This is a genomic window from Streptomyces sp. Xyl84, from assembly GCF_059731885.1.
This window is the reverse complement of record NZ_AP029182.1, coordinates 3,295,508-3,319,507: the sequence shown is the minus strand read 5'-3', so window position 1 is coordinate 3,319,507 and position 24,000 is coordinate 3,295,508. Positions and strand designations below refer to the sequence as shown.

Annotated in this window: 21 protein-coding genes; 13 read left to right on the top strand and 8 right to left on the bottom strand. The window is 72.2% G+C overall.

Annotated features, from left to right (window positions below; all coding sequences use genetic code 11):
• Positions 1-85: 85 nt before the first annotated feature.
• Both AC6I72_RS14325 and AC6I72_RS14320 read right to left on the bottom strand, forming a co-directional pair.
• On the bottom strand, positions 86-1,780 hold the full coding sequence (locus AC6I72_RS14325) for a bifunctional 3'-5' exonuclease/DNA polymerase (protein ID WP_498001156.1): 1,695 nt from the start codon (positions 1,778-1,780) through the stop codon (positions 86-88).
• 55 nt (positions 1,781-1,835) lie between these two features.
• Positions 1,836-2,600, bottom strand: coding sequence for a Clp protease N-terminal domain-containing protein (locus AC6I72_RS14320; RefSeq protein WP_498001155.1), 765 nt, complete (start codon positions 2,598-2,600; stop codon positions 1,836-1,838).
• Between the two features lie 155 nt (positions 2,601-2,755).
• Between AC6I72_RS14320 and AC6I72_RS14315 the strand changes: the two genes are divergently transcribed.
• Positions 2,756-3,985 (top strand): DUF2786 domain-containing protein, encoded by a 1,230-nt coding sequence (locus AC6I72_RS14315; RefSeq protein ID WP_498001154.1) that lies wholly within the window; start codon positions 2,756-2,758, stop codon positions 3,983-3,985.
• Between the two features lie 218 nt (positions 3,986-4,203).
• On the opposite strand, the gene AC6I72_RS14310 is transcribed toward AC6I72_RS14315, so the two are convergent.
• A complete protein-coding gene (locus AC6I72_RS14310) occupies positions 4,204-4,737 on the bottom strand; it encodes a DUF4232 domain-containing protein (RefSeq protein WP_498001152.1) in 534 nt (177 codons plus the stop codon).
• Positions 4,738-4,839: 102 nt separating this feature from the next.
• Positions 4,840-5,376, bottom strand: a complete 537-nt coding sequence (locus AC6I72_RS14305) for a hypothetical protein (protein ID WP_498001151.1) — start codon at positions 5,374-5,376, stop codon at positions 4,840-4,842.
• Positions 5,377-5,758: 382 nt separating this feature from the next.
• On the opposite strand from AC6I72_RS14305, the gene AC6I72_RS14300 reads away from it, so the two are divergent.
• Positions 5,759-6,028 (top strand): DUF397 domain-containing protein, encoded by a 270-nt coding sequence (locus AC6I72_RS14300; protein ID WP_037850527.1) that lies wholly within the window; start codon positions 5,759-5,761, stop codon positions 6,026-6,028.
• 195 nt (positions 6,029-6,223) lie between these two features.
• On the opposite strand, the gene AC6I72_RS14295 is transcribed toward AC6I72_RS14300, so the two are convergent.
• Positions 6,224-6,724, bottom strand: a complete 501-nt coding sequence (locus AC6I72_RS14295; protein ID WP_498001150.1) for an ATP-binding protein — start codon at positions 6,722-6,724, stop codon at positions 6,224-6,226.
• A 350-nt stretch (positions 6,725-7,074) separates the two neighbouring features.
• Between AC6I72_RS14295 and AC6I72_RS14290 the strand changes: the two genes are divergently transcribed.
• The 3 genes from AC6I72_RS14290 to AC6I72_RS14280 all read left to right on the top strand — a co-directional run bounded on the left by AC6I72_RS14290 (position 7,075) and on the right by AC6I72_RS14280 (position 10,414).
• Positions 7,075-7,899: a Sco1979 family transcriptional regulator gene (locus tag AC6I72_RS14290; protein WP_051812224.1), complete on the top strand. Its 825-nt coding sequence runs from the start codon at positions 7,075-7,077 to the stop codon at positions 7,897-7,899.
• Between the two features lie 330 nt (positions 7,900-8,229).
• Entirely contained in the window at positions 8,230-9,690 is a 1,461-nt protein-coding gene (locus AC6I72_RS14285; RefSeq protein ID WP_498001148.1) for an aldehyde dehydrogenase family protein, read from the top strand.
• A gap of 82 nt (positions 9,691-9,772) precedes the next feature.
• Complete coding sequence (locus tag AC6I72_RS14280; protein WP_498001146.1) at positions 9,773-10,414, top strand: PadR family transcriptional regulator; 642 nt, start codon at positions 9,773-9,775, stop codon at positions 10,412-10,414.
• Positions 10,415-10,509: 95 nt separating this feature from the next.
• On the opposite strand, the gene AC6I72_RS14275 is transcribed toward AC6I72_RS14280, so the two are convergent.
• The gene (locus AC6I72_RS14275; protein WP_498001145.1) at positions 10,510-11,793 is read right to left on the bottom strand and encodes an ion channel protein; all 1,284 of its coding nucleotides are present in this window, start codon (positions 11,791-11,793) and stop codon (positions 10,510-10,512) included.
• A 138-nt stretch (positions 11,794-11,931) separates the two neighbouring features.
• Between AC6I72_RS14275 and AC6I72_RS14270 the strand changes: the two genes are divergently transcribed.
• Both AC6I72_RS14270 and AC6I72_RS14265 read left to right on the top strand, forming a co-directional pair.
• On the top strand, positions 11,932-12,732 hold the full coding sequence (locus AC6I72_RS14270; protein ID WP_498001143.1) for a MerR family transcriptional regulator: 801 nt from the start codon (positions 11,932-11,934) through the stop codon (positions 12,730-12,732).
• A gap of 235 nt (positions 12,733-12,967) precedes the next feature.
• A complete protein-coding gene (locus AC6I72_RS14265; RefSeq protein WP_498001141.1) occupies positions 12,968-14,041 on the top strand; it encodes a DedA family protein in 1,074 nt (357 codons plus the stop codon).
• A 22-nt stretch (positions 14,042-14,063) separates the two neighbouring features.
• Here the strand turns inward: AC6I72_RS14265 and AC6I72_RS14260 are convergent, their stop codons facing one another.
• Positions 14,064-15,860, bottom strand: coding sequence for a threonine/serine exporter family protein (locus tag AC6I72_RS14260; protein ID WP_498001139.1), 1,797 nt, complete (start codon positions 15,858-15,860; stop codon positions 14,064-14,066).
• Between the two features lie 120 nt (positions 15,861-15,980).
• On the bottom strand, positions 15,981-16,472 hold the full coding sequence (locus AC6I72_RS14255) for an inorganic diphosphatase (protein WP_018568890.1): 492 nt from the start codon (positions 16,470-16,472) through the stop codon (positions 15,981-15,983).
• A gap of 79 nt (positions 16,473-16,551) precedes the next feature.
• Here AC6I72_RS14255 and dacB point away from each other — a divergent pair, with 79 nt between their 5' ends.
• The 6 genes from dacB to ftsH all read left to right on the top strand — a co-directional run bounded on the left by dacB (position 16,552) and on the right by ftsH (position 23,896).
• Positions 16,552-18,186: a D-alanyl-D-alanine carboxypeptidase/D-alanyl-D-alanine endopeptidase gene (gene dacB / locus AC6I72_RS14250; RefSeq protein WP_498001137.1), complete on the top strand. Its 1,635-nt coding sequence runs from the start codon at positions 16,552-16,554 to the stop codon at positions 18,184-18,186.
• Positions 18,187-18,278: 92 nt separating this feature from the next.
• Positions 18,279-18,434, top strand: a complete 156-nt coding sequence (locus AC6I72_RS14245) for a hypothetical protein (protein WP_498004879.1) — start codon at positions 18,279-18,281, stop codon at positions 18,432-18,434.
• Between the two features lie 3 nt (positions 18,435-18,437).
• A complete protein-coding gene (locus AC6I72_RS14240; protein WP_498001136.1) occupies positions 18,438-19,571 on the top strand; it encodes a zinc-dependent metalloprotease in 1,134 nt (377 codons plus the stop codon).
• A gap of 193 nt (positions 19,572-19,764) precedes the next feature.
• Complete coding sequence (gene tilS, locus AC6I72_RS14235; RefSeq protein WP_498001135.1) at positions 19,765-20,979, top strand: tRNA lysidine(34) synthetase TilS; 1,215 nt, start codon at positions 19,765-19,767, stop codon at positions 20,977-20,979.
• A gap of 120 nt (positions 20,980-21,099) precedes the next feature.
• On the top strand, positions 21,100-21,660 hold the full coding sequence (gene hpt / locus AC6I72_RS14230) for a hypoxanthine phosphoribosyltransferase (RefSeq protein WP_360971411.1): 561 nt from the start codon (positions 21,100-21,102) through the stop codon (positions 21,658-21,660).
• Between the two features lie 196 nt (positions 21,661-21,856).
• Positions 21,857-23,896 (top strand): ATP-dependent zinc metalloprotease FtsH, encoded by a 2,040-nt coding sequence (gene ftsH, locus AC6I72_RS14225; protein WP_498001133.1) that lies wholly within the window; start codon positions 21,857-21,859, stop codon positions 23,894-23,896.
• Positions 23,897-24,000: the final 104 nt, after the last annotated feature.

Genomic DNA, 24,000 nt, shown 5'->3' with positions numbered 1-24,000 from the left:
TCCGCCGCCGCTCGCCGGTGCCGGCGGATGCCCGGTCCGCCGGAGCACGGCCGTTCCGGGCGGAACGCGTCCTGGCCGCCGGGCGTCACTTGGCGTCCGCGTAGCACTCGACCACCGCCGTCGTGAACGGGAACCGCACCGGTGTCGGGCCGAACGTGAGGCGTCCCGCCAGGTCCGCCGCCTCCCGGATCGCGGCGACGACCGTGTCGGCCTCCTCCTCGGGGCAGTGCACGATCACCTCGTCGTGCTGGAAGAAGACCAGCTCCGCCGCCAGGTCCCGGCAGGAGCGGCGCAGCGCGGCGAGCATCAGCAGGGCCCAGTCGGCCGCGCTGCCCTGGACGACGAAGTTCCGGGCGAAGCGGCCCCGGGCCCGCCCGGGGCCGGAGGCGTACCCCGGGGCCCAGCCCTGACCGGCGGCCCGCTCCTCCGGCTCGTCCTGCGGGAGGCCGGCCTCCTGCGTCGCGTCGTCCTCCCCGGGCCCCGCCGCGGGCGGGCAGGTGCGCCCCAGCCACGTCCGTACGAGCCGGCCTTCCTCGCCGGCCCGCGCGGCCTCGTCGACGTAGGCCACCGCGCGGGGGAAACGGCGGCGCAGCGCGGCCAGGTTCTTCAGGCCGTCCCCGGACGTCTGGCCGTAGACCGCGCCGAGCACGGCCAGTTTGGCCTGGGCGCGGTCGCCGGAGAAGGCGCGGTCGGACACCGACTGGTAGAGGTCGTCCGGCCGTCCGGCCACTTCCATGAGGCCGGGGTCGCGGGAGACGGCCGCCAGCACGCGCGGCTCCATCTGGTCGGCGTCCGCCACCACCAGCCGCCAGCCCGGATCGGCGACCACGGCCCGCCGGATCACCTTCGGGATCTGCAGGGCGCCCCCGCCGTTGGTCACCCAGCGCCCCGTGACCGTGCCGCCGGCCAGGAACTCCGGGCGGAACCGGCCCTCGCGCACCCAGTCCTGCAACCAGGCCCAGCCGTGCGCCACCCAGATCCGGTACAGCTTCTTGTACTCCAGCAGGGGCGCCACCGCCGGGTGGTCCACGGACTGCAGCTCCCACCGGCGGGTGGACCTGACCTTGATCCCGGCCCGGGCGAACGCCTTGACGACCTCGGCGGGCAGATCGGGCCGCACCCGGCGGCCGAAGGCGGCCGACACCTCGTCGGCCAGCTCGGCCAGGCGGCGCGGCTCACCGCCGCCCGCGTACCGCTCGCCGAGCAGTTCGTGCAGCACCCGGCGGTGCACGTCCGCGCTCCAGGGCAGGCCCGCCCGGTTCATCTCGGCCGCCACCAGCATCCCGGCCGACTCGGCGGTGGTCAGCAGGTGCATGCGGTCGGGGTGGGCGGTCCGCCCGTGCCGCCGCTGCTGCTCGGCGTAGACCGCGAGCAGGTCCGTCAGGGGCAGGGGCGCGCCCTGCGGTTCGAAGAGCGAGGACTGCGCGCCGGGCGCGGCCGGCCGCAGAGGCGGGTCGGGCGGTACGGGACCGCCGCGCAGCCGGGCCAGGGCGGCCGCCGCCGAACGCGGCTCGCCGTGGTGTCCCTCGTGGCCGAGCAGGAGCGTCTCGGCGTCCTCGATGTCGTAGCAGCGCTCGACCCGCACGCCCGCGGCGAGCAGGCGCGGGTAGACCTCGGCCGTGGACCGCCACACCCACCGCGTGACGTCCGGCCTGCTGCGCACCGCCCCGGCGAGGTCCGGTTCCCGGCGCACCGGTCCGGCGGGCAGCCCGTCCCGGCCGAGGGGTACGACGTCTGCGCCGCCGTCCTCGGCCGGGGCGAGAGCCCACCGGTCGGTCATGCCGTGAGTGTCGCAGGCGCCTGTGACAATCGCCCGTGACCTGCGGCCCGCCGGATCACTCGGAGGGGGCCGAGGGGGTTTCCGAGGGTGCCGCTCCCTCCTCGCGGCCGGCCGTGAGCTTCTCCAGGGCGCGCGTGACGTACTCCTCGGTGCGCGCCTTGTCGAGGCCGAGTCCGCTCAGCGGGCCCTCGCCGTTCTCCAGTTCCAGCAGGGCCAGCAGGATGTGTTCGGTGCCGATGTAGTTGTGGCCGAGGCGCAGGGCCTCGCGGAAGGTGAGTTCCAGGGCCTTCTTGGCGGCGGGGCCGTAGGGGACGAGGTCCGGGGCGTCGGGGGACGCGGGCGGCAGCGCGGCGGTCGCGGCCTCACGGACGGCTTCCAGGGTGACCCCTTGCTCCCGGATCGCCTGCGGGGCGAGGGCCTCGGGCTCGGCGAGCAGACCGAGGACGAGGTGCGCGGGCAGTCCCTCGGGGCTCCGCGCGGACTTCGCGGCCTCGTGGGCCGCCATGACGACCTTCCGCGCGCGGGGTGTGTAGCGGCTGAACCCCTGGCTGGGGTCGAGGTCGGCGGACTCCTTGGGCACGAACCGCTTCTGCGCGGCCTGGCGGGTGACGCCCATGCTGGCGCCGATGTCGGTCCAGGAGGCGCCGGAGCGGCGGGCCTGGTCCACGAAGTGACCGATGAGGTGGTCGGCCACCTCGCCGAGGTGCTCGCCGGCGAGCACGGCGTCCTGGAGCTGTTCGAGGGGTTCCTGGTGGACCTGCTTGATGGCCGAGATGAGGTCGTCGAGACGGACCGTCGACCGGATGCTGGGGTTCGTCATGTGTCAACCGTAGGTTGACAGGCGAGGACTGTCAACCTCGGGTTGACATTGATCTGGACGGCTTCCCCGAACATCGGCCACCCGATCCACCGTAGGTTTTCCACAGGCTGTGGACGAAGAATCCCGTTCTCTCGGCCTCGTGGCACGATCGATCCGTGACCACGTCCCGCACGTCCCGCTCCGCCGGAGACTCCCGCTCCGCCGGGAACTCCCGCTCCTCGGGAAGCTCGCGCTCCTCCCGCACCTCCGAGACCGCCGGTGAGTCCGGGGGGCCCGGCGAGTCCGGGACCGTCGACCGCGCCTTCCGGACCGCCCTCTACGCCGCCTCCGACGACGCCCTCGACGCCGGCGCCTCCCTGCTCGCGGCCGACCCCGCCGCCGACGCCGAACTCGACCGGCGCGGCAGGGAGTTCGTGGTGACCGCGTGGCAGCGCGGCTGGCAGCCCGCCGACGTCGTGCGGATCGCGGGACGGGAACTGGGCGAGGCGCACGCCGGGCTCGTGGCCGACCTGATCCGCGCGCAGGCCCCGCACGACCTTCCGCGCGGCCGGCGCTGGACCGCCCAGCTCGACGCACTGCCCACCGGCGCGCCGCCCCGGACCGACCGCTTCACCTACGCCACCGCCGTACTGGAGCTGTACCGCCTGCTCCTGCGGCTGCCCGCCCTCGAACACCTGGAGCCGTCCGCCGGGCGCCCGTCCGCCGCCCCGGCCGGTGAGTCCCGCGTGCTCGGCCGCATCCGGGCGCTGCTGGCCAAGGCGGAGGCCACCGGGTTCCCGGAGGAGGCGGAGGCGCTGAGCGCGAAGGCCCAGGAGCTGATGGCCCGGCACAGCGTCGACGAGGCGCTGCTCGCCGCCCGCGCCCCCGCGCCCGACACGCCCGGCGCCTGCCGGATCGGCGTCGAACCGCCGTACGAACAGGCCAAGGCCGTACTGCTGGACGCGGTCGCGACCGCGAACCACTGCCGGGCCGTGTGGAACGAACCCCTGGGCTTCTCCACCGTCGTCGGCTTCGAGGCCGAGCTGGACGCGGTCGAGTTGCTGTACACCTCACTCCTCGTGCAGGCCACGACCGCGATGACGCGGGCCGAGGCGGCCCAGAGAGCCGGCGGGCGCAGACGGACGAAGACGTTTCGGCAGTCCTTCCTCGCCGCCTACGCCCACCGCATCGGCATCCGTCTCGCGGCGGCCGCCGAGACCCAGGTGACCGAGGACCTGCTGCCCGTCCTCGCCGGCCGCGACCTCGCGGTCACCGACCGGCTGGAGCACATGTTCCCGGAGACGACCACGACCCGGCTGCGCGGCGTCAGTGACGCCGCGGGCTGGACGGAGGGCGCCCAGGCCGCCGACCGGGCCCAGATGAAGTCCCGACGAAGACTGGGGTGACGAGGACTGGGGTGGGGAGCAGCACTCTGCCGCCGGCCGGGGCGTGACCGCCGCCCCCGGCCCCGGCGCAGGCACACGCCCGTGCAGGCGCACACCGGCCAGGCCCCGCGCCGGCGTACGCCGACAGCGCCCGCCGCACCCGGGCCTGCTCACTCCCTGGCTGCTCAGCCCTGGCCCCTGGAATGCTCGCTCCCGATTCCGGTCAGTTCCTGGTCCGCTCAGTCACCGGCCTGCTGGAAGGCCGTCACCGAGGCGTCCGGTTCGGCCGCGCTCTTCTTGCCCTGCACCGGGCCGTAGGACCACTTGAAGGTCCGGTCCTCGCCCGCGCCGGGCAGGGCGATCCTGAGCGAGGTCGCCCCCAGGGCCTTCGCGTCGCCCTCCTTGCCCCGCACGTAGGTGAGCGTGAAGGACGCGGTGTCGCCCTTGGCGAGGGTGAGTTCCTGCGGACGGCCGGTCTTGTCCTCCGCGACGCGTGCGGAGGTGCTCCCGGCGGACAGGGTGACCCCCGGGAAACCGTTCAGGGTGCACCGGTCGCCCCGGTTGGTCAGGGTGACCGGGACGTCGCCGGTGTCGCCCGCGGCGGGAGCGGCGTTGGCCGGGCCCACCTGGAGGCCGACCTCGCCGATCCGGCAGGCGGCGTGGTCGGTGTTCTTGCTGCCGGTGTCGGTGCCGCTGCTGCCGTCACCGCTGTCGCAGGCGGCGAGGAGGAGGGCCGCGGCGACGGCGGTGACGGTGATCGGAAAGGCGCGCATGTACTGGTTCCTCGGGTCGTGACGATGCTCAAGGATCATCACGTACGAGCGTGCGGCGCGGTTGCCCGCCCCGCCACCGGACCGGGCGGACGTCGCGGACGTTCAGGCGCCGGGGCTCGCCGTGGGCAGCCCTGACGGTAGCGCCCCGCCCTCGGCCCGGGTGTACGTCTCCTTGCCGAGTCCACCCTCCCAGGTCACCTGGAGAGTGGTCTTGTTGACGGCGTCGACCGTGCCTGCCGAACGCTGCTTGCACGAGTCCAGGCGGATCGTGCCCTTGCCCGCCTGCGCGGCCGCGGTGCCGGTGCACGTGGTGCGGTCCGTCGAGAACAGCGCCGCCTGCCGGCCGGTGATGATGAGCACGACGGCCTTGCCGCCGCTGGTGGTGAGCCAACTCCCGCTCAGCGGCGAGTCCTTGGCGCCCGCACCGCCCGTATCACCCGTACCGCTCCCGCCGGACACGGCCTCCCCGCCCGACGCGGCACCCGCACTGCCGCCGGACGAGGGGGTCGCGGAGGCGGAGGCGCCGCTCCCCGTGCCGCCGCCGGAATCCGGGTCCCCGCCGCTGCCGCACGCGGTCAGCGTGAGTGCGCCGAGCAGGCCCGCGGCCGCGATCCGCGCTCCCTTGGTCGTCCTGGTCACTGAGATCCCCCCACCTGGAAACCGGCCGGCCGGCCGGCGGCCGGTACGACCGGAGCAGGTTATCGGGTCACTTGCGCGAAGCTCCTCGGCGGCGGACGGAACACCGTGGGCTCCCCGTGCGTCTTTCCTCCGTGCACGTGTCACCGGGAGCGCGTGGGCGGGCCTCCGGGCGTGTGCGCGGAAAGTGTTGCGCATGCCCAGCTCTTCCCGGGGCAAACGCACCACAGCTTCGGTAAAGGGCTCGTCAAAGCTGTAATCGTCGAAGCACTCCGCGTGCACGTGCATCTGCTCATGCACGTGCACATGAACAAGGTTATGATCCGGTTCAGTTGACCGATGCATCAATGGCCATACCAGCCAGTGCACCACCGGGGAGCGACCTGTGAACCACGACGTCGAGGGCGTGTACGGGGAGTGCGACGTGCACAACGGCATGGCGGCCACACACCTGCGCGGGGTGGCCTGGCAGAAGAGCCGGCACAGCAACTCGCAGGGGTCGTGCGTGGAGTTCGCGCGGCTCCCGGGAGGAGAGGTGGCCGTCCGGAATTCCCGGTTCCCCGACGGTCCGGCGCTCGTCTACACCCGGGCGGAGATAGAGGCGATGCTGCTGGGGATCAAGGACGGCGAGTTCGACCACCTGATCGCCGGCTGACGGCGCGGGCCGGGGTACGGGAACCCGCCGGGGTGCGGGAACCCCTCGGGGTGCGGGATCCGGGGGCACGGGCGGCCGCGGAGAACACCGGTGGGAGGCGTCACGCCCGGCCGCAACCGGTCACGGCCGGCCGGAGCCGGGGCGAAGGAGTGCCGTCCCGGATGGGTCGCGCACTCCGTCCGGCCGAACGTTCGTTCAGTCGTTGGCGCGCAGCCGGAACAGCGCCCAGACGACCTTGCCGCCGAGCGTGCCGGCGAGCGGGTGCCAGCCCCAGCCGTCGCTGAAGGATTCGACGAGGAACAGGCCGCGGCCCGACTCGGCCGAGAAGTCGTCGGTGTCGCGGGCGACCGGGCTGTCCTGGCTGGGGTCGCGCACGCCGCACACCAGCCGCTCGGTCCAGTGCATCAGGTGCAGCCGCACCGAGGGGCCCTGCTCGCGGCCGCACGCGGCGGGAGCGTCCGGCAGCGCGTGCCGCAGGGCGTTGGTGACGAGTTCCGAGACCACGAGGCAGACGTCGTCGAAGCGGTCGCCCAGGTCCCACTGGTCGAGCGTGGTACGCGTGAACTGCCGGGCCTCGCGAACGGCTTCGTAGCGGGCGGGCAGGGCGCAGGAGGCGGCGTCGCACACGGCCGAGGGGTCCAGCGGCGGAAGGCCCTGCCGTAACGGCTGGAGCATGGTCGATCCATTCGTCCCCATGCGAGGCACTCCCGGGAAATCGCGATCGTTGCGATGCATTGGTCGTTGCGATGCAGCGGTGGCGCGGGACCATGGTTTCGGATGCGCAGGGCAGATGCAAGGGCAGATGCACGTGCACGCGACCGAATTGGACCTACCCGTACCGCTTGTTGGTCATTTTTTCCGCCATCTTCTCGATCGCCGCCGGCCTCCTTCTTGCCTCACGCTGCACGTTTTCTGTGATCTCTTTCCATTTCCGTAATCGCCCGAGTACTGCTCGAAGTGTTTTAGTGGCAGACTTCGGCCCTTGAGGACGGCTGGGGAGGCTGGCGAAGGTGAGCGCGGGAGAGCCCGGATCGGTGGTGCGTCGCATGCTGCTCGGCTCGCAACTGAGGCGACTGCGAGAGGCGCGGGGGATCACGCGGGAAGCGGCGGGGTACTCGATCCGCGCCTCGGAGTCGAAGATCAGCCGCATGGAGCTGGGCCGGGTGAGCTTCAAGACGCGTGACGTGGAAGACCTGCTGACGCTGTACGGCATCACCGACGACGCGGAGCGCACCTCGCTGCTCTCGCTCGCCAAGGAGGCCAACGTCGCGGGGTGGTGGCACAGTTACTCCGACGTCCTGCCCAACTGGTTCCCCACCTATGTGGGCCTGGAGGGCGCCGCGTCACTCATCCGCGTCTACGAGGTGCAGTTCGTGCACGGGCTGCTGCAGACCGAGGCGTACGCCCGCGCGGTGGTCCGGCGCGGCATGCAGGGCGCGAGCGAGGCGGACGTGGAGCGGCGGGTGGCGCTGCGCCTGGAGCGGCAGAAGTACCTCGTCTCCGAGAACGCCCCGGAGCTGCACATCGTCCTCGACGAGGCCGCCCTGCGCCGCCCGTACGGCGACCGCGAGGTCATGCGGGGCCAGTTGCAGCACCTGATCGAGTTCTCCGAGCGGCCCAACGTGCGGCTCCAGGTCATGCCGTTCAGCTTCGGCGGGCACGCCGGCGAGTCCGGGGCGTTCACCATCCTCAGCTTCCCCGAGTCCGACCTGTCGGACGTCGTCTACGTGGAGCAGCTGACCAGCGCGCTCTACCTGGACAAGCGCGAGGACGTCACCCAGTACGAGAGGGCGCTCAAGGAGCTCCAGCACGACAGCCCCGGGCCGGACGAGAGCCGCGACGTCCTGCGGGGCCTGCTCCAGCTCTCCTAGGCCCTGTCGTCACATTCCCGCCTGCCTCGCGACGCCATGCACGCACTCTCGCCGCACCGGGCCCAGACCCGAGTACGTCCAGTACGAGGGTCAGGGCCCGGCACGCCGAGAGCACGCACCTGACGCCGCGAGGCCCGCCCTCCGGGCGGACGACGGGAATGTGACGACAGGACCTAGGGTCTTCCGCCGGCTCTCCCGGGCCCTGCCGCCGACGCGGCCCAGGACCTCTCGGGTCCGTACCGGGAAGTAGCAATACGCCCCCAACGTCCTTGGCGCGCACGTACGATGACGTTCGATCAGACAGCGAGCGCCTGGGATTCGAGGGATCACATGTCGTCCTACTTCACCGACCTGGCCCGGCAGTACATCGACGGCGAGTGGCGTCAGGGCACCGGTTCCTGGGACATCATCGACTTCAATCCGTACGACGACGAGAAGCTGGCCTCGATCACCATAGCCACGGCCGACGAGGTGGACGAGGCGTACCGGGCGGCGGCGCGCGCCCAGAAGCAGTGGGCCGCCACCAACCCCTACGCGCGCCGCGCGGTCTTCGAGAAGGCGCTGCGCCTGGTCGAGGAACGCGAGCAGGAGATCACCGAGGTGATCATCGCCGAGCTGGGCGGTACGCACCTCAAGGCCGCCTTCGAACTGCACCTCGTCAAGGAGTTCCTGCGCGAGTCGGTCCACCTGGCGCTGGCCCCGGAGGGCAGGATCCTGCCCTCCCCCTCGGACGGCAAGGAGAACCGCGTCTACCGCGTCCCGGTCGGCGTCGTCGGCGTGATCAGCCCCTTCAACTTCCCCTTCCTGCTGTCGGTCAAGTCGGTCGCCCCGGCGCTCGCGCTCGGCAACGGCGTGGTGCTCAAGCCGCACCAGAACACGCCGGTCGCGGGCGGCACCCTGGTGGCGAGGATCTTCGAGGACGCGGGCCTGCCCGGCGGCCTGCTCAACGTCGTCGTCACGGACATCGCCGAGATCGGTGACGCCTTCATCGAGCACCCGATCCCCAAGCTGATCTCCTTCACCGGCTCCGACAAGGTCGGCCGGCACGTGGCCACCGTCTGCGCCGCGCACTTCAAGCGCACGGTCCTCGAACTGGGCGGCAACAGCGCGATCGTGGTCCTGGACGACGCCGACCTGGACTACGCGGTCGACGCGGCCGTCTTCAGCCGCTACGTCCACCAGGGCCAGGTGTGCATGGCCGCGAACCGGATCCTGGTGGACCGCTCGATCGCCGACGCGTTCACCGAGAAGTTCGTCGCCAAGGTGAAGTCGCTGAAGGTCGGCGACCCCCGCGACCCGCAGACCGTCATCGGGCCGGTGATCAACTCCGCCCAGGCCAACGCCGTCTCCGGTGTCGTCGAGCAGGCCCTCGCCGAGGGCGCCACCGCGCTGGTGCGCGGCACCACCACCGACAACCTGGTCGCCCCCTCCGTCCTGACGGATGTCCCGGCCGGTTCGGCCCTGCTCCAGCAGGAGGTCTTCGGACCGGTCGCCTTCCTCATCCCCTTCGACGGCGAGGAGGAGGCGGTCCGGATCGTCAACGACACCCCCTACGGCCTCAGCGGCGCCGTCCACACGGGCGACATCGAGCGGGGCGTGGCCTTCGCCAAGCGCATCGACACCGGCATGTTCCACGTGAACGACGGCACCGTGCACGACGAGCCCCTGGTGCCCTTCGGCGGCGAGAAGCACTCCGGCATCGGCCGCCTGAACGGCGAGACGACGGTGGACGCCTTCACCACGGTCAAGTGGATCTCCGTCCAGCACGGCCGGAGCGGGTTCCCGTTCTGACCCGAGCCGAGCTGACCTGGGTCCGGCCCCGGCCGGCCGCCCTCGCGAGGGCCGCCGGGGCCCCGGCAATAACCTGGACCGCATGTCAGCGATCCGTCTCCTCGTGCTCGGCGCCGTCCGCCAGCACGGGCGGGCCCACGGCTACCAGGTGCGCAACGACCTGGAGTACTGGGGCGCCCATGAGTGGTCCAACGCCAAGCCGGGATCGATCTACCACGCCCTGAAGCAGATGGCCAAGCAGGGGATGCTGCACGCGCACGAGATCGCGCCGTCCACGGCGGGCGGCCCGCCGCGCGTCGAGTACGAGATCACCGACAGGGGCACCGAGGAGTACTTCTCCCTGCTGCGCGAGTACCTCACCGCCTACGACCAGCGCCCCGACGTGCTGACCGCCGCCCTCGGCTTCATGGTCGACCTGGAGCGGGAGGAAGCTCTCGCCCTCCTCGAGGAGCGGGTGCGCGGCATCGAGGAGTGGCGCAGGTCGGTCACCGAGTACTACACGCCCCAGGACGGCCCCGGCCTGCTCGGCCACATCGGCGAGATCATGAACTTCTGGGTGCACTCCGCCGACGCCGGCGCCGAGTGGACGCGGGGGCTGATCGACCGTGTCCGCGGCGGGGCGTACACCTTCGCCGGTGAGGGCGAGCCCTTCTCCGGCGTGCTGGAGGAAGGCCAGGAGAACCCGTACGCCACGGACCGGCCGCACCGGGGAGACGCCCGCTGATCAAGTGCGGGCAGCGGGGACTCGCGCGCTGAGCGGGTCACCGGGCGGGTCGGTCCGTGGCGGCCGGGGGAGGGCGCCCGTGGGCGGGGCGGCGGTCAGCGGACCGCCGTACCGTCCGCCCGCAGCTGCATCTGCGGCCTGCCGGTCACCAGCAGCCAGGTCGGCAGCGAGGCGAGGCACAGCAGGGACAGCACGGCCGGGGAGGAGACGAGGACCGCGGCCGTGAACAGACTCACCCAGCCCTGCCGGGTGACGGCCATCAGCATGCCCAGGACGGCCGCCGCCACAGCGAGCGCGGGCGGCACCGAGGGCACCAGGGCGTGGGCGGCCAGCCCGAGCGCGGCGCCGATGAAGACGGACGGGAAGATCCGGCCGCCGCGGAAGCCGCAGGACGCCGCCACGAGCAGCGCCGCCAGTTTCACCACGGCCAGCGCGGCGAACTGCCCCGCCGTCCGGTCCTCGGGGTGCCGGGCCAGCTCGGCGACCTCCGCGAGCCCCTTGAACAGGGTGAGGTGACCGCCGAGCGCCCCCAGCAGACCGAGGACCAGCCCGCCGGCAGGCAGGGCGATCATCGGATGGCCGAGCCGGGCGAAGGCCCGGTGGACGTACGGGAAGGCGTACACGGCGGTGAGGCCGAGCAGCGCGCCCGCCGACGAGATCACCAGGGCGGCGAGCACGTCACCCGCGTGCGGGCGCCCGAAGGGCGGCAGTCCGAGGTCGAAGGCGGGACGGGCGATGAGGGTCGTGGTCATGGCGCCCGCGGCGCCCGCCGCCAGTGGCGCGAAGAGGTTGTCCCACAGCGCCCCCTTCATCGGCCGCCCGGCCAGCGCCTCGGAGATGACCAGCGCGGCGGCCACCGCCGTCCCGAACAGGGCCCCGATGGTCGCCGCCTCCGCCAGCGCGGGCCACAGCGTGCCCGGCAGCCGGGGCAGCAGCCTGCGGCCGAACCAGAACGCCAGGGCCACGTTGACCGCGATGATCGGGTTCTCGGGGCCCAGACTGGGCCCGCCGGCCAGCATCAGCATGGTCGCCAGCAGCAGCCCCGGCAGTACGGCCGGCGCCATCGGGGCGGCCGAGAGGCCGAGCGTGGCCGGGTCGGGACCCGCGTGACCCGGCGCCTTCCACACCACGAGCCCCACCAGGACCCCGGTCGCGGTCAGCACGGCCAGCATCCACCCCACGGAGTACCGGCCGACCCCGAGCGCGTCCGGCAGGTCGCCCCACAGCGCGTCCTGCAGCCGCTCCGCCGCCCCGCTCACCACCAGCAGGAGCAGGCTGCAGCCGACGCCGGTGACGAGAGCGGGCAGGATCAGGGGCAGCAGCGAGCGGGCCGGGGCCGCCGGTACGGCGCGTGCCTGCTGCTCGGTGTCCTGGGCCACCGGCACACGATAAACGGACTGATCCGGCGTACCGGTGTGAACGCGCGTGAAACGACCGGGACCGGGGGCGGAAACCGGCTTGCACCTCACGCGACGTGAGGAAGCAGCGTGGAGCGCGTACGGAGAAAGGAGCGGAAAGTGAGCTACACCGTGGGCCAGGTCGCCGGTTTCGCCGCGGTGACGGTGCGCACCCTGCACCACTACGACGACATCGGCCTGCTCGTTCCGGGCGGGCGCAGCCACGCGGGGCACCGGCGTTACAGCGACGCCGACCTCGACCGGCTGCAGCAGATCCTGTTCTACCGGGAGCTGGGCTTCCCGCTCGACGAGGTCGCGGCGCTGCTCGACGACCCGGACGCGGATCCGCGCGCGCACCTGCGCCGTCGGCACGAACTGCTGACCGCCCGGATCGAGAAGCTGCGGAAGATGGCCGCGGCCGTGGAGCAGGCCATGGAGGCACGCAGGATGGGAATCAACCTCACCCCCGAGGAGCGCTTCGAGGTGTTCGGGGACAAGGACCCGGAGCAGTACGCGGAGGAGGCCGAGCAGCGCTGGGGAGGCACCGAGGCGTACGCCGAGTCGCAGCGCCGCGCCGCCCGCTACTCCAAGGAGGACTGGAAGCGCATCCAGGCCGAGGTGGACGCGTGGGGCGAGCGGTACGCGGCCCTGGTGGCCGCGGGAGAGCCGCCGGCCGGCCGGGCGGCGATGGACCTGGCCGAGGAGCACCGACGGCACATCGGCAGGTGGTTCTTCGAATGCCCGTACGAGATGCACCGCACCCTTGGGGAGATGTACGTCGCGGACGAGCGCTTCAAGGCCTACTACGACTCCATGGCGCCGGGTACGGCCGAGCACCTCAAGGCGGCGATCCTCGCCAACGCCGCCCGTCACGGGGATGACGTCGGCGGGGAGGACGGCAGCGGGGCCGTGGGCGGGTAAGACGCGGGCCGTGGGGATGCGACCGGGATGAGGTGACGGCAGCGACGAAGTAAGGGGCGTCCACCTAGGTGGGCGCCCCTTACGCACGGACCCAGCGTCTTGGTGAGCCCCTTCAGCTCCCCGCCGATCACCCCGGTGGAACCTGAGCCGTACACCATCCGTTGATACTTTGTGCGGCAGTACCCGGAGGCCGACCCGCCGCCGACCGTCCTCACCCCATCAGGAGCCCGGAACCGTGATGACGCTTGCCCTCGGCCCGAGCTGGCTGGATCCGAACTACCTGCTGGACACCTTCGGCATCTGGGGCCTGCTCCTCGTCGTCTTCGCCGAGTCGGGCCTGCTGATCGGCTTCTTCCTGCCGGGTGACTCGCTGCTGTTCACCTGCGGCCTGCTGATCACCTCGCACCAGCTGGACTTCCCGCTGTGGGCGGCGATCGCCCTGATCTGCCTCGCGGCGGTCCTCGGCGACCAGGCGGGCTACATGTTCGGCAAGAAGGTCGGCCCGTCCCTCTTCAACCGCCCCGACTCCCGCCTGTTCAAACAGGAGAACGTGGTCAAGGCGCACGAGTTCTTCGAGAAGTACGGCCCGAAGTCCCTGGTCCTGGCCCGCTTCGTGCCCGTCGTGCGGACGTTCACGCCGATCATCGCGGGCGTCAGCGGCATGCGGTACCGCTCGTTCGCGACCTTCAACGTCATCGGCGGTGTCCTGTGGGGCGCCGGTGTGACGCTGCTCGGCTCCTGGCTCGGCAAGATCGACTTCGTCAAGAGCAACATCGAGGCGATCCTCATCCTGATCGTCCTCGTCTCGGTCGTCCCGATCGCCATCGAGTTCCTGCGCGCCCGCGCCAAGGCGAAGAACGAGCCGGAGTCCGCTCCCGCGGCGCCCGGGCCGGAGCACGCCGTCCCGGGCGGGTACCAGCAGCAGTACGCGCAGCCGTACCAGCAGCCCCAGCAGTACCAGCAGCCGGTCATGGACGACGCGACGACCCAGCTGCGCCGCATCGAGCCGCCGCACCAGCAGGGCCCGCGGCCGCAGCAGCCCCAGCCCCAGCAGCACCCCGCCCAGCCGCACCAGCCCCATCACCACCAGCAGCCGTACGGCTACGACCAGGGCCAGTACGCCGGCGGCCAGTACCCGCAGCAGCAGCAGCCCCAGCAGCAGCCCCACCACCCGCAGTCTCAGCCTCAGCCCCAGCAGCAGCCGTACGGCACTCCGCAGGAGGACCAGCCGTACGGCCACCAGCAGGAGGATCACGACCGGCACCAGCAGCAGCGCCCCTACGGCCAGGGCTACTACCGCGCCCCGTGAGACGGCCCGCGCACCGGGCGGCTCAGAAGCCCCTGGTGCGCTTCGCCGCCCGGCGCCCCGCCGCGCTGCCCGCTCCCGGCATCCGCAGGAACAGCCGGGAGATCTCGGAGCCGAGGTTCACCCCGATGGCGATGGCCATGGCGAGGGAGACCGCCTTGGCCAGGGACACGAGTCCCTTGTCGACGTGGTTCTGGGCGATCGACAGCAGACCGAAGTACGTCGCCGAGCCCGGCAGCAGCGGCCCGATCGCCGCGGTCGTGTACGGCAGCGCGGAGGCGAACCGGTAGCGGGAGAGCAACTGCCCGAACAGCCCCACCAGGCCCGCCGCCGCCGCCGTGGAGGCCACCGGCGAGATGTCGCCGACGTTGTGCATCGCGCCGTACACCGCCCAGGCCACCCCGCCGTTGAGCGTCACCCACAGCACGGTGGACCGCTCCTGCTGGAGCAGCACGGCGAAGGTCAGCGACAGCAGCATCGAGGCGACGAGCTGGAGCACCGGCCGCTGGCTGCCCACGAGCGCCGCGTCCGGGTTGAGCTGCGCGCCCAGCTTCACGCCGAAGTACAGGACCAGCAGCACACCGGTGACGATGCCGACGAAGAAGTACATGACCTCCAGCAGGCGCGCGGAGGCCGTGATGTAGAAGCCGGTCAGGCCGTCCTGCACCCCGGCCACCAGCGCCCGCCCCGGCAGCAGCGCGAACAGACCACCGGTGATGACCGCGGACGCCTTCACGTCGACGTCCGCCACGGTGAGGGCGACTCCGATCGCGGCCGGCGGCATCGCCGCGACCGTGAACTGGTAGAACTCCGGCAGCCCGCGTCCGGCGCACAGCCACGCCAGCCGGTCGCCGAGCATCGCGCCGAGCGCGGCCACCACGAACACCAGCGGACCACCGCCGACGAGCACGGAGGCGGCGCCCGCGAGCAGTCCCGCGGCCCCGGTCAGGGCCCAGCCGGGGTAGGGGTGCCGGTTGCGGCGGATCTCCGCCAGCCGCCGGTAGGCCTCTTCGAGGGAGACGTGGGACTCCGGGTCGCTGAGGTCGTCGACGAGCTGGAAGACGGCCGCGAGCCGCGTGTAGTCGGTGCCGCGGCGGCGCACCACGCGGGAGGCCGTCACCGGGTCGTCCACGAGGGACGGCTGGTAGGAGATCGACAGCAGGGTGAAGGTGACGTTCGGCTCGCAGCGGTCCAGGCCGTAGGAGCGGCAGACGGCGAACATCGCCGTCTCCACGTCCTCGGCGCCCTCACCGCCCGCGAGGAGCAGCTCGCCGATCCGGAGGGTCAGGTCGAGGACGCGCGGGACGGCCGGGCCGCCCTCCTCCGTCTTCTGCACGAACTCCAGCGCCGGCCGCTCGGTCACCGACATGCGCAGCATCGTGCGCATCCGGTCCTGCCAGGGGGCGTCCTTGGTCAGGCTGACCGCAGGGGTGCCGCTCGGCGGGGTGAAGGCGTACGGCGCCTCGCGGGCGTTGTAGGTGCTGGGCGGGCTGAACGCCGATCCCCCGGACTCCGAGGCGCCCGCCTCGGGCACCTCCAGGCCGTCCGGGAGGGCGAACTCCGACGTCGTCTCGGACTCGCTGCCGGTACGGGGCACCGCGAGCCCCTGCGGGACGGCGAACTCGGACGTCGTCGACGACTCGTTGTCGGTCCCGGAGGTCACAGGTGTCACCGGCGCCGCAGGAATCACCTGCGTCACAGACACCACGGGAATCACCTGCGTCGCCTGCGTCACCGCAGAGTCCGCGGGCGGGGTGGCGCGCGACGTGTAGTCACTCCTCGCCTCGTCCGACTGCGGTTTGCGGTCCTCCGCATCCGTCACTGGGCAACGCTCCCTGAACGACACCTTCCGTAAGCCTCAGTATGCGCGGGTACCCACCCCCGCATGCCAAAGGCCGCGTCACACCCGGTGGGGTGGACGCGGCCCGTGGGTTTCGCGCGGTCAGTGACCGCCGTGCTCCTCGAAGCGCTTGCGGGAGCGCTCGATCTCCGCCTCGGCGTCCGCACGGCCCACCCAGTTGGCGCCCTCGACCGACTTGCCCGGCTCCAGGTCCTTGTAGACCTCGAAGAAGTGCTGGATCTCCAGGCGGTCGAACTCCGACACGTGGTGGATGTCACGCAGGTGCTCCACACGCGGGTCGGACGCCGGCACGCACAGCAGCTTGTCGTCGCCGCCGGCCTCGTCCGTCATCCGGAACATGCCGATGGCGCGGCACTTGATGAGACAGCCGGGGAAGGTCGGCTCGTCCAGGATGACCAGCGCGTCCAGCGGGTCGCCGTCCTCGCCGAGGGTGTCCTCGACGAAGCCGTAGTCGGCCGGGTAGCTGGTCGAAGTGAAGAGTCGACGGTCCAGGCGGATACGACCGGTCTCGTGGTCCACCTCGTACTTGTTCCGCGAACCCTTCGGAATCTCGATCGTGACGTCGAACTCCACCGGTGGCTCCTCCATGATCAGCACATAGTTCTGGTGATTAAGTGTCCCTCACGCAGGTGTGTGATCGCGAAAGGGGCTGGTGGTCATGCCGGAGCTGAGGGGCTGGCAGGCCGCGAGGAAGCGGCTGGCACGCCTGGAACGGTCCGCGCGGCCGCGTCTGGCACGGGTCGCACGGTCCGCGCAGCCGCGCCTGACAGGGGCCGTGCGGTCCGTACGGCCGTGGGTCGCACGGCTCACGCAGGCCACCGGGCACCGGCCGGGGCGGCCGAGGACGTGGCAGTACACCGCCGGTGCCGCCACCGCCGGGCTGGCGCTGGCCGCCGGGGTGGTGACTGCCGCCGGCCCCTGGGACTCCACCGGTCAGCGTACGGCCGAGCGGGATCGGGCCGCCGCCCTGGAGCGTGCGGGTGGCGCAGATCACGGCCGTGATTCCGATATGTCCGGCGGAGTCGCCGCGTCCGCTCCCCGGCCCGCGCCCAGCGCCGCTCCGGTGCTGATCGGCCTGGGCGGCACGGGCGGCACCGTCGAACCGGCCGCGGGCGCGCCGGCCCTCGCCGGCGTCCTGGACCCCCTCCTGGAGAACCCGGCCCTCGGCGCCCGCCGCTCCGCCGTGGTCGTCGACGTCACCACAGGCCGGCAGGTCTACGGCAAGGACGGCGGCGACGGTCTCACTCCCGCCTCCACCACCAAGATCGCCACCGCCGTCGCCGCCCTGTCCGCCCTCGGCCCCGACCACCGCTTCACCACCCGCGCCGCCCTGGAACCCGACACCGGGGAACTCGTGCTGGTCGGCGGCGGCGACCCCACCCTCACCGCCCGCGAGGACGCCCGCGGCGCGGCGAGCCTGCGCACCCTCGCCGACGCCACGGCCACCGCCCTGGCCGCGCGCGGCCTGCACCGGGTCACGCTGTCGTACGACACCACCCTGTACGCCGGTTCCGGCCTGCACCCCATCGGCGTGAACGAGAACCTGGCCCGGGTCAGCGCGCTGACGGCCGACGAGGCGCGCACCGACGGCTCGGACCACGGTCCCGCGCCGCGCGCCGCCGACCCGGCCGCCGACGCCGCCCGTGCCTTCGGCCGCTTCCTGGCGGACCACGGCGTCCGGACGACCGCCCCCGGCCCCTCCAAGGCGACCGGCCGCTCGCAGACCCTCGCGACCGTGTCCTCCCCGCCGCTGTCCGACGTCGTCGAACGCATGCTCACCAACAGCGACAACGACATCGCCGAGGCCCTGGCCCGGCAGACCGCCGCGGCCACCGGTGAACGGCCCGACTTCGCCGGCGGCGCCCGGGCGATCGCCGCCCGGCTGAAGCGGCTCGGCCTGCCGCTGGCCGGCACCGCCTTCCACGACGGCAGCGGCCTGGACCGCACCGACCGGCTCACCGCGAACCTGCTGACCGCCCTGCTGCGCACGGCCGCCGATCCCGCCCGCCCCGGCCTCCGCCCGGTCCTCACCGGCCTGCCGGTCGCCGGTTTCACCGGCACCCTCGCCGACCGCTACGCCCAGGACGGCGCCGCGGGGGTCGTCCGGGCCAAGACGGGCACGCTCACCGGTGTGAACACCCTCGCGGGAACCGCCGTCGACCGCGACGGACGCCTGCTGGCCTTCGCCTTCCTGACCGAGGGCACGACCGACCCGCAGTCGGCCCAGTCGGCCCTGGACCGCACGGCGACGGCCCTCGCGGCCTGCGGCTGCGGCCAGGTGTATTGACCATGAGCGTCGTCGACGCCTGTCGGGCCTGATGATGGCGAAGACCTCCGGTGTGGTGGAGCTGTCTAGGACTGCACCGCACGGAGGTCTTCGTGTCCCACCGTAATGCCCGGCTGACCGTTCACGGCAGGCGACTGCTGATCGAGCGTGTCCGCTCCGGCCGTTCCGCCGCGCGGTCCGGCGGGAACCCGGATCGCGGGGCCCGCGCCGCCGCCCTGCCCGGAGCGGCGGCGCTCACGTACCGTTGACACATGACGAGCATCGGTGGTGCCGCAAGTCCCGGGATGGTCGACTGGAATCTCGCGGTGGCGACCGCGACCCGGCTGGTCCGGCCGGGCCCCGAGGTGAGCCGCGAGGACGCCCGCGCCGTCGTCGCCGAACTGCGCCGGCACGCCAAGGTCTCCGAGGAGCACGTGCGGGCGTTCACCCGCCTGGGCACCGAGGACACCCACGACACCCCCGTGCTGGTCGTCGACCGCCCGGGCTGGGTCCGGGCGAACGTCGCGGGATTCCGGGAACTGCTCAAGCCCCTGCTGGACAAGATGCAGGAGCGGCGCGGCACCAGCCCCGGCAACGCGGTGCTCGGCGCCGTCGGCGGCAAGGTCACCGGCGTGGAACTCGGCATGCTGCTGTCGTTCCTCGCCTCCCGGGTCCTCGGCCAGTACGAGACATTCGCCCCGGCCGCCCGCGACCTGCCCGCGGGGGCGAACGGCGGCGGACGGCTGCTGCTCGTCGCCCCGAACATCGTCCACGTCGAACGCGAACTCGACGTACAGCCGCACGACTTCCGCCTGTGGGTGTGCCTGCACGAGGAGACCCACCGCACGCAGTTCACGGCGGTGCCCTGGCTGCGCGACCACCTCGAGGGTGAAATCCAGTCTTTCCTGTCGGAGACCGACGTCGACCCCATGGCCTTCCTGGAGCGCATCCGCGAGGCCGCGCAGTCGCTCGTCGGCGGGCGGCCCGAGGGCGAGGAGGACGACGGCGGGCGCTCCCTCGTCGAGCTGGTGCAGACCCCCGCCCAGCGGGAGATCCTCGGCCGGCTCACCGCAGTGATGTCCCTCCTGGAGGGCCACGCCGACTACGTGATGGACGGGGTGGGCCCCCAGGTCGTGCCGACCGTGGCGGAGATCCGCGAGAAGTTCCAGCAGCGCCGCGCCAAGGGCGCCTCCCGGCTGGACTCGGCGCTGCGCAAGCTGCTGGGTCTGGACGCCAAGCTGCGCCAGTACCGTGACGGGGAGCGGTTCGTCCGCGCGGTCGTCGACCAGGTCGGCATGGACGGCTTCAACCGCGTGTGGACCTCCCCGAACACGCTGCCCACCAAGGCGGAGATCGCCAAACCGGCGGACTGGGTCGCGCGGGTGCACCGCAAGGCCGAATCGTGAACCCGGCGCGGACGGGGTGAACCGAATCCGGCCGACGGCAGGCGAACGCCCCTCCAATCACCCGTCCGAGGGACCGTGAGCGAGGGATAGGCGTGCAATGCTCGGGGAACGGCCCGTTTCTGTCACCATCGACGCACTCTGAGTGACCGATCTCGGGCTCACCCCCCGAAAACTTCCGTGAAGGGAACCGGACATGGGTCCCCATCCTGCGGTCGCGGCGATACGCCTGGCGGTACGCCGCGTCCTGAACGACATCCTCGACGAGCAGACCCCGGCGCCGCCCCCCGCCGGGCTGCCCCGCCCCGAACTCCAGACCGCGCACGCCGCGCAGACGGCGTACGGCGCCCCCGAGCGGCACACCGCCCCCGGCCCGCGGCCCGCACAGCTGCCCGGGCGCCCCCCGCTCGGCGTCCCGACCCCGAGCCGCACGCCGGCCCGCGGTCCGCGCGCCGCCGCACGCGGCGCGCACGACGCCCCGCCCGGCCCCGGGCGCCCCTCGCCGCTCGTCCTCGTGGCCTGCTCCGGCGGCGCGGACTCCATGGCGCTCGCCTCCGCCCTCGCCTTCGAGGCGCCCAAGCTCGGCATCCGCGCCGGCGGCATCACCGTCGACCACGGTCTGCAGCCCGGCTCCGACCTGCGCGCCGACGAGGTCGCCCAGCGGCTGCGCGAGCTGGGCCTCGACCCCGTCGACGCCGTCGCCGTCACCGTGGGCCGCGACGGCGGACCCGAGGCCGCCGCCCGCGACGCGCGCTACGCCGCCCTGGACGCCGCCGCCGACCGCCACGGCGCCCACGCGGTCCTGCTCGGCCACACCCGCGACGACCAGGCCGAGACGGTGCTGCTCGGCCTCGCCCGCGGCTCCGGCATCCGCTCCCTGTCGGGCATGGCCGCGGTCTCGGGGGCCGGCGGCCGTTACCGGCGGCCCTTCCTGCACATCGACCGGCAGACCGCCCGCAAGGCCTGCATGGTCCAGTCGCTGCCCGTCTGGGACGACCCGCACAACGCCGACCCCGCCTACACCCGCTCCCGGCTGCGCCACGAGGGCCTGCCCGCCCTGGAGAAGGCACTGGGCAAGGGCGTCGTCGAGGCCCTGGCCCGCACCGCCCAGCTCTCCCGCGACGACGCCGACGCCCTGGACGCCTGGGCCGGTCAGGCCGAGGCCACCGCCCGCGACGACGCCGGCTGCCTGGAGTGCGCCAAGCTGCACGACCTGCCCCCCGCCGTACGCCGCCGGGTGCTGCGCCGCGCCGCCATCGACGCCGGGGCCCCGGCCGGTTCCCTGTTCGCCCGCCACATCGAGGAGGTCGACCGGCTGATCACCGGCTGGCGCGGTCAGGGGGCCATCAACCTCCCGGGCAAAGTCGTCGCCCGGCGCCAGGGTGGCAGACTGGTGATTCGGCAAGGCTGAAACCTTCCCCCCGAGGGAGGCGCCGGTCTCCCCGCCGGGGAGACTCCCGGCGGCCGGACCCCCCGCCGGGAGGACCGGAGCAGCCGTGAGCCGTCAATGCGGGACGACCGACCGAAAGTGATGCGGGTGGACGCGAAAGACATGGGTGCCGACCTCCAGCAGGTGCTCATCACCAAGGAAGAGATCGACGCGAAGCTGGCCGAGCTGGCCGCGAAGATCGACGCGGAGTACGCGGGCAAGGACCTGCTGATCGTCGGTGTGCTCAAGGGCGCGGTCATGGTCATGGCCGACCTGGCCCGGGCGCTGTCCACCCCCCTCACCATGGACTGGATGGCCGTGTCGTCCTACGGCGCGGGCACCCAGTCCTCCGGTGTCGTGCGGATCCTCAAGGACCTGGACACCGACATCAAGGGCAAGCACGTCCTGATCGTCGAGGACATCATCGACTCCGGCCTGACCCTCTCGTGGCTGCTGTCGAACCTGGGTTCGCGCGAGCCGGCCTCCCTGAAGGTGTGCACGCTGCTGCGCAAGCCCGACGCCGCGAAGGTCGCCATCGACGTGGAGTGGGTGGGCTTCGACATCCCCAACGAGTTCGTCGTCGGCTACGGCCTGGACTACGCCGAGAAGTACCGGAACCTCCCGTTCGTCGGTACGCTCGCCCCCCACGTCTACGGCGGCTGACCGCCCGGGCTGACCCGGAAGGGCGCAGCCCGTACCGTGATCGGGAACCCCTGCGGCCCCGGAGCCGTTGGAGCATGCAGACGGGAACGCCAGCTCTCCCGTGCGGCTTCGAGCCACAATGCTGGGGTACCGTCAGAAGAACTGTCTTATCAAACTCACTATGGCAGGAGGGACGGGGCGGCACCGCTCCGTATGGATGGACGTGAAGCGATACTTCCGTGGGCCGGTCATGTGGATCGTGCTGGCCGTCCTTGCCGTGGTCGTGTTGATGCAGGTCGTCGGCTCGTCCGGCGGCTACAAGACGGTGGACACAGGCCAGGTCGTAGCAGCGATCAATGACAACCGGGTCCAGCAGGCCAAGCTGACCACCGGCGACGAGCAGACCATCAAGGTCGAGCTCAAGGACGGCCAGAAGGTCTCCGGCAGCTCGAAGATCCAGGCGAGCTACATCGGCGACCAGGGCGCAGCCCTCGCCAACACGCTGCAGGACAAGTACCAGCACAAGCAGATCCCGGACGGCTACACGGTCTCGCCGTCCAAGCAGAACCCGTTCCTCGGTGTCCTGCTCTCCCTGCTGCCCTTCGTCCTCATCGTGGTCGTCTTCCTGTTCCTGATGAACCAGATGCAGGGCGGCGGCTCCCGGGTCATGAACTTCGGGAAGTCCAAGGCCAAGCTCATCACCAAGGACACCCCGAAGACGACGTTCTCGGACGTCGCGGGCGCCGACGAGGCCGTCGAGGAACTCCACGAGATCAAGGAGTTCCTCCAGGAGCCGGCCAAGTTCCAGGCCGTCGGGGCGAAGATCCCCAAGGGCGTGCTGCTCTACGGTCCGCCCGGCACCGGCAAGACCCTGCTCGCGCGTGCCGTCGCGGGCGAGGCGGGGGTCCCGTTCTACTCGATCTCCGGTTCCGACTTCGTCGAGATGTTCGTCGGTGTCGGTGCCTCCCGTGTGCGTGACCTGTTCGAGCAGGCCAAGGCGAACGCCCCGGCGATCGTCTTCGTCGACGAGATCGACGCGGTCGGCCGCCACCGCGGCGCCGGCCTCGGCGGCGGTCACGACGAGCGCGAGCAGACGCTGAACCAGCTGCTCGTCGAGATGGACGGCTTCGACGTCAAGGGCGGCGTGATCCTGATCGCCGCCACCAACCGGCCCGACATCCTCGACCCGGCCCTCCTGCGCCCCGGACGCTTCGACCGGCAGATCGCCGTCGACCGTCCGGACATGCAGGGCCGTCTGGAGATCCTCAAGGTCCACCAGAAGGGCAAGCCGGTCGCGAAGGACGTCGACCTGGCCGCCGTCGCCCGCCGCACCCCCGGCTTCACCGGTGCCGATCTCTCCAACGTGCTGAACGAGGCCGCGCTGCTCACGGCCCGCAGCGACCAGAAGCTGATCGACAACAAGATGCTGGACGAGGCGATCGACCGCGTGGTCGCGGGCCCGCAGAAGCGGACCCGGATCATGTCGGACAAGGAGAAGAAGATCACCGCGTACCACGAGGGCGGACACGCCCTGGTCGCGGCGGCCTCGCCGAACTCCGACCCGGTCCACAAGATCACGATCCTGTCCCGCGGCCGGGCCCTCGGTTACACGATGGTCCTGCCGGACGAGGACAAGTACTCGACCACGCGCAACGAGATGCTGGACCAGCTGGCCTACATGCTCGGCGGCCGCGCGGCCGAGGAGCTGGTCTTCCACGACCCGACCACCGGTGCCGCGAACGACATCGAGAAGGCCACCTCCACGGCCCGCGCGATGGTCACGCAGTACGGCATGACCGAGCGTCTCGGCGCCATCAAGTTCGGCGGCGACAACACCGAGCCGTTCCTCGGCCGTGAGATGGCTCACCAGCGCGACTACTCGGAAGAGGTCGCCGCGCTGGTGGACGAGGAAGTCAAGAAGCTCATCGAGAACGCGCACAACGAGGCCTGGGAGATCCTGGTCGAGAACCGCGACGTGCTCGACAACCTCGTCCTGGCCCTGCTGGAGAAGGAGACGCTGGGCAAGGAGGAGATCGCCGAGATCTTCGCCCCCATCGTCAAGCGCCCGCCGCGGCCCGCGTGGACCGGCTCCTCGCGCCGCACCCCCTCCACCCGGCCGCCGGTGCTCTCCCCCAAGGAGCTGGCCCTCACCAACGGGGCGAACGGCGCCACGGCGGCGATCAGCACCGTGAAGTCCACGGCCACGGAGCCCGCCCCGGCGTCGGAGCAGGCCCCGGAGGACCGTCCGGAGAGCTGACCGGAGCCCACCGGCCCCGGAATGTATGCCGCGCCCCCCAGGTTCTAGCCTGGGGGGCGCGGCATTTCGCATGCCCGCAGCTGAGACAGACAGGAACGAGGCTT

What these genes read in the sequence shown, in the direction of transcription:
- ftsH (WP_498001133.1), top strand. Translation starts at nt 21,857, where the DNA reads ATGGACGTGAAGCGATACTTCCGTGGGCCGGTCATGTGGATCGTGCTG.
- AC6I72_RS14240 (WP_498001136.1), top strand. Translation starts at nt 18,438, where the DNA reads ATGACGAGCATCGGTGGTGCCGCAAGTCCCGGGATGGTCGACTGGAAT.
- AC6I72_RS14295 (WP_498001150.1), bottom strand. Translation starts at nt 6,724, where the DNA reads ATGGGGACGAATGGATCGACCATGCTCCAGCCGTTACGGCAGGGCCTT.
- AC6I72_RS14280 (WP_498001146.1), top strand. Translation starts at nt 9,773, where the DNA reads ATGTCAGCGATCCGTCTCCTCGTGCTCGGCGCCGTCCGCCAGCACGGG.
- hpt (WP_360971411.1), top strand. Translation starts at nt 21,100, where the DNA reads ATGCGGGTGGACGCGAAAGACATGGGTGCCGACCTCCAGCAGGTGCTC.
- AC6I72_RS14320 (WP_498001155.1), bottom strand. Translation starts at nt 2,600, where the DNA reads ATGACGAACCCCAGCATCCGGTCGACGGTCCGTCTCGACGACCTCATC.
- AC6I72_RS14310 (WP_498001152.1), bottom strand. Translation starts at nt 4,737, where the DNA reads ATGCGCGCCTTTCCGATCACCGTCACCGCCGTCGCCGCGGCCCTCCTC.
- tilS (WP_498001135.1), top strand. Translation starts at nt 19,765, where the DNA reads ATGGGTCCCCATCCTGCGGTCGCGGCGATACGCCTGGCGGTACGCCGC.
- AC6I72_RS14290 (WP_051812224.1), top strand. Translation starts at nt 7,075, where the DNA reads ATGCTGCTCGGCTCGCAACTGAGGCGACTGCGAGAGGCGCGGGGGATC.
- AC6I72_RS14285 (WP_498001148.1), top strand. Translation starts at nt 8,230, where the DNA reads ATGTCGTCCTACTTCACCGACCTGGCCCGGCAGTACATCGACGGCGAG.
- AC6I72_RS14325 (WP_498001156.1), bottom strand. Translation starts at nt 1,780, where the DNA reads ATGACCGACCGGTGGGCTCTCGCCCCGGCCGAGGACGGCGGCGCAGAC.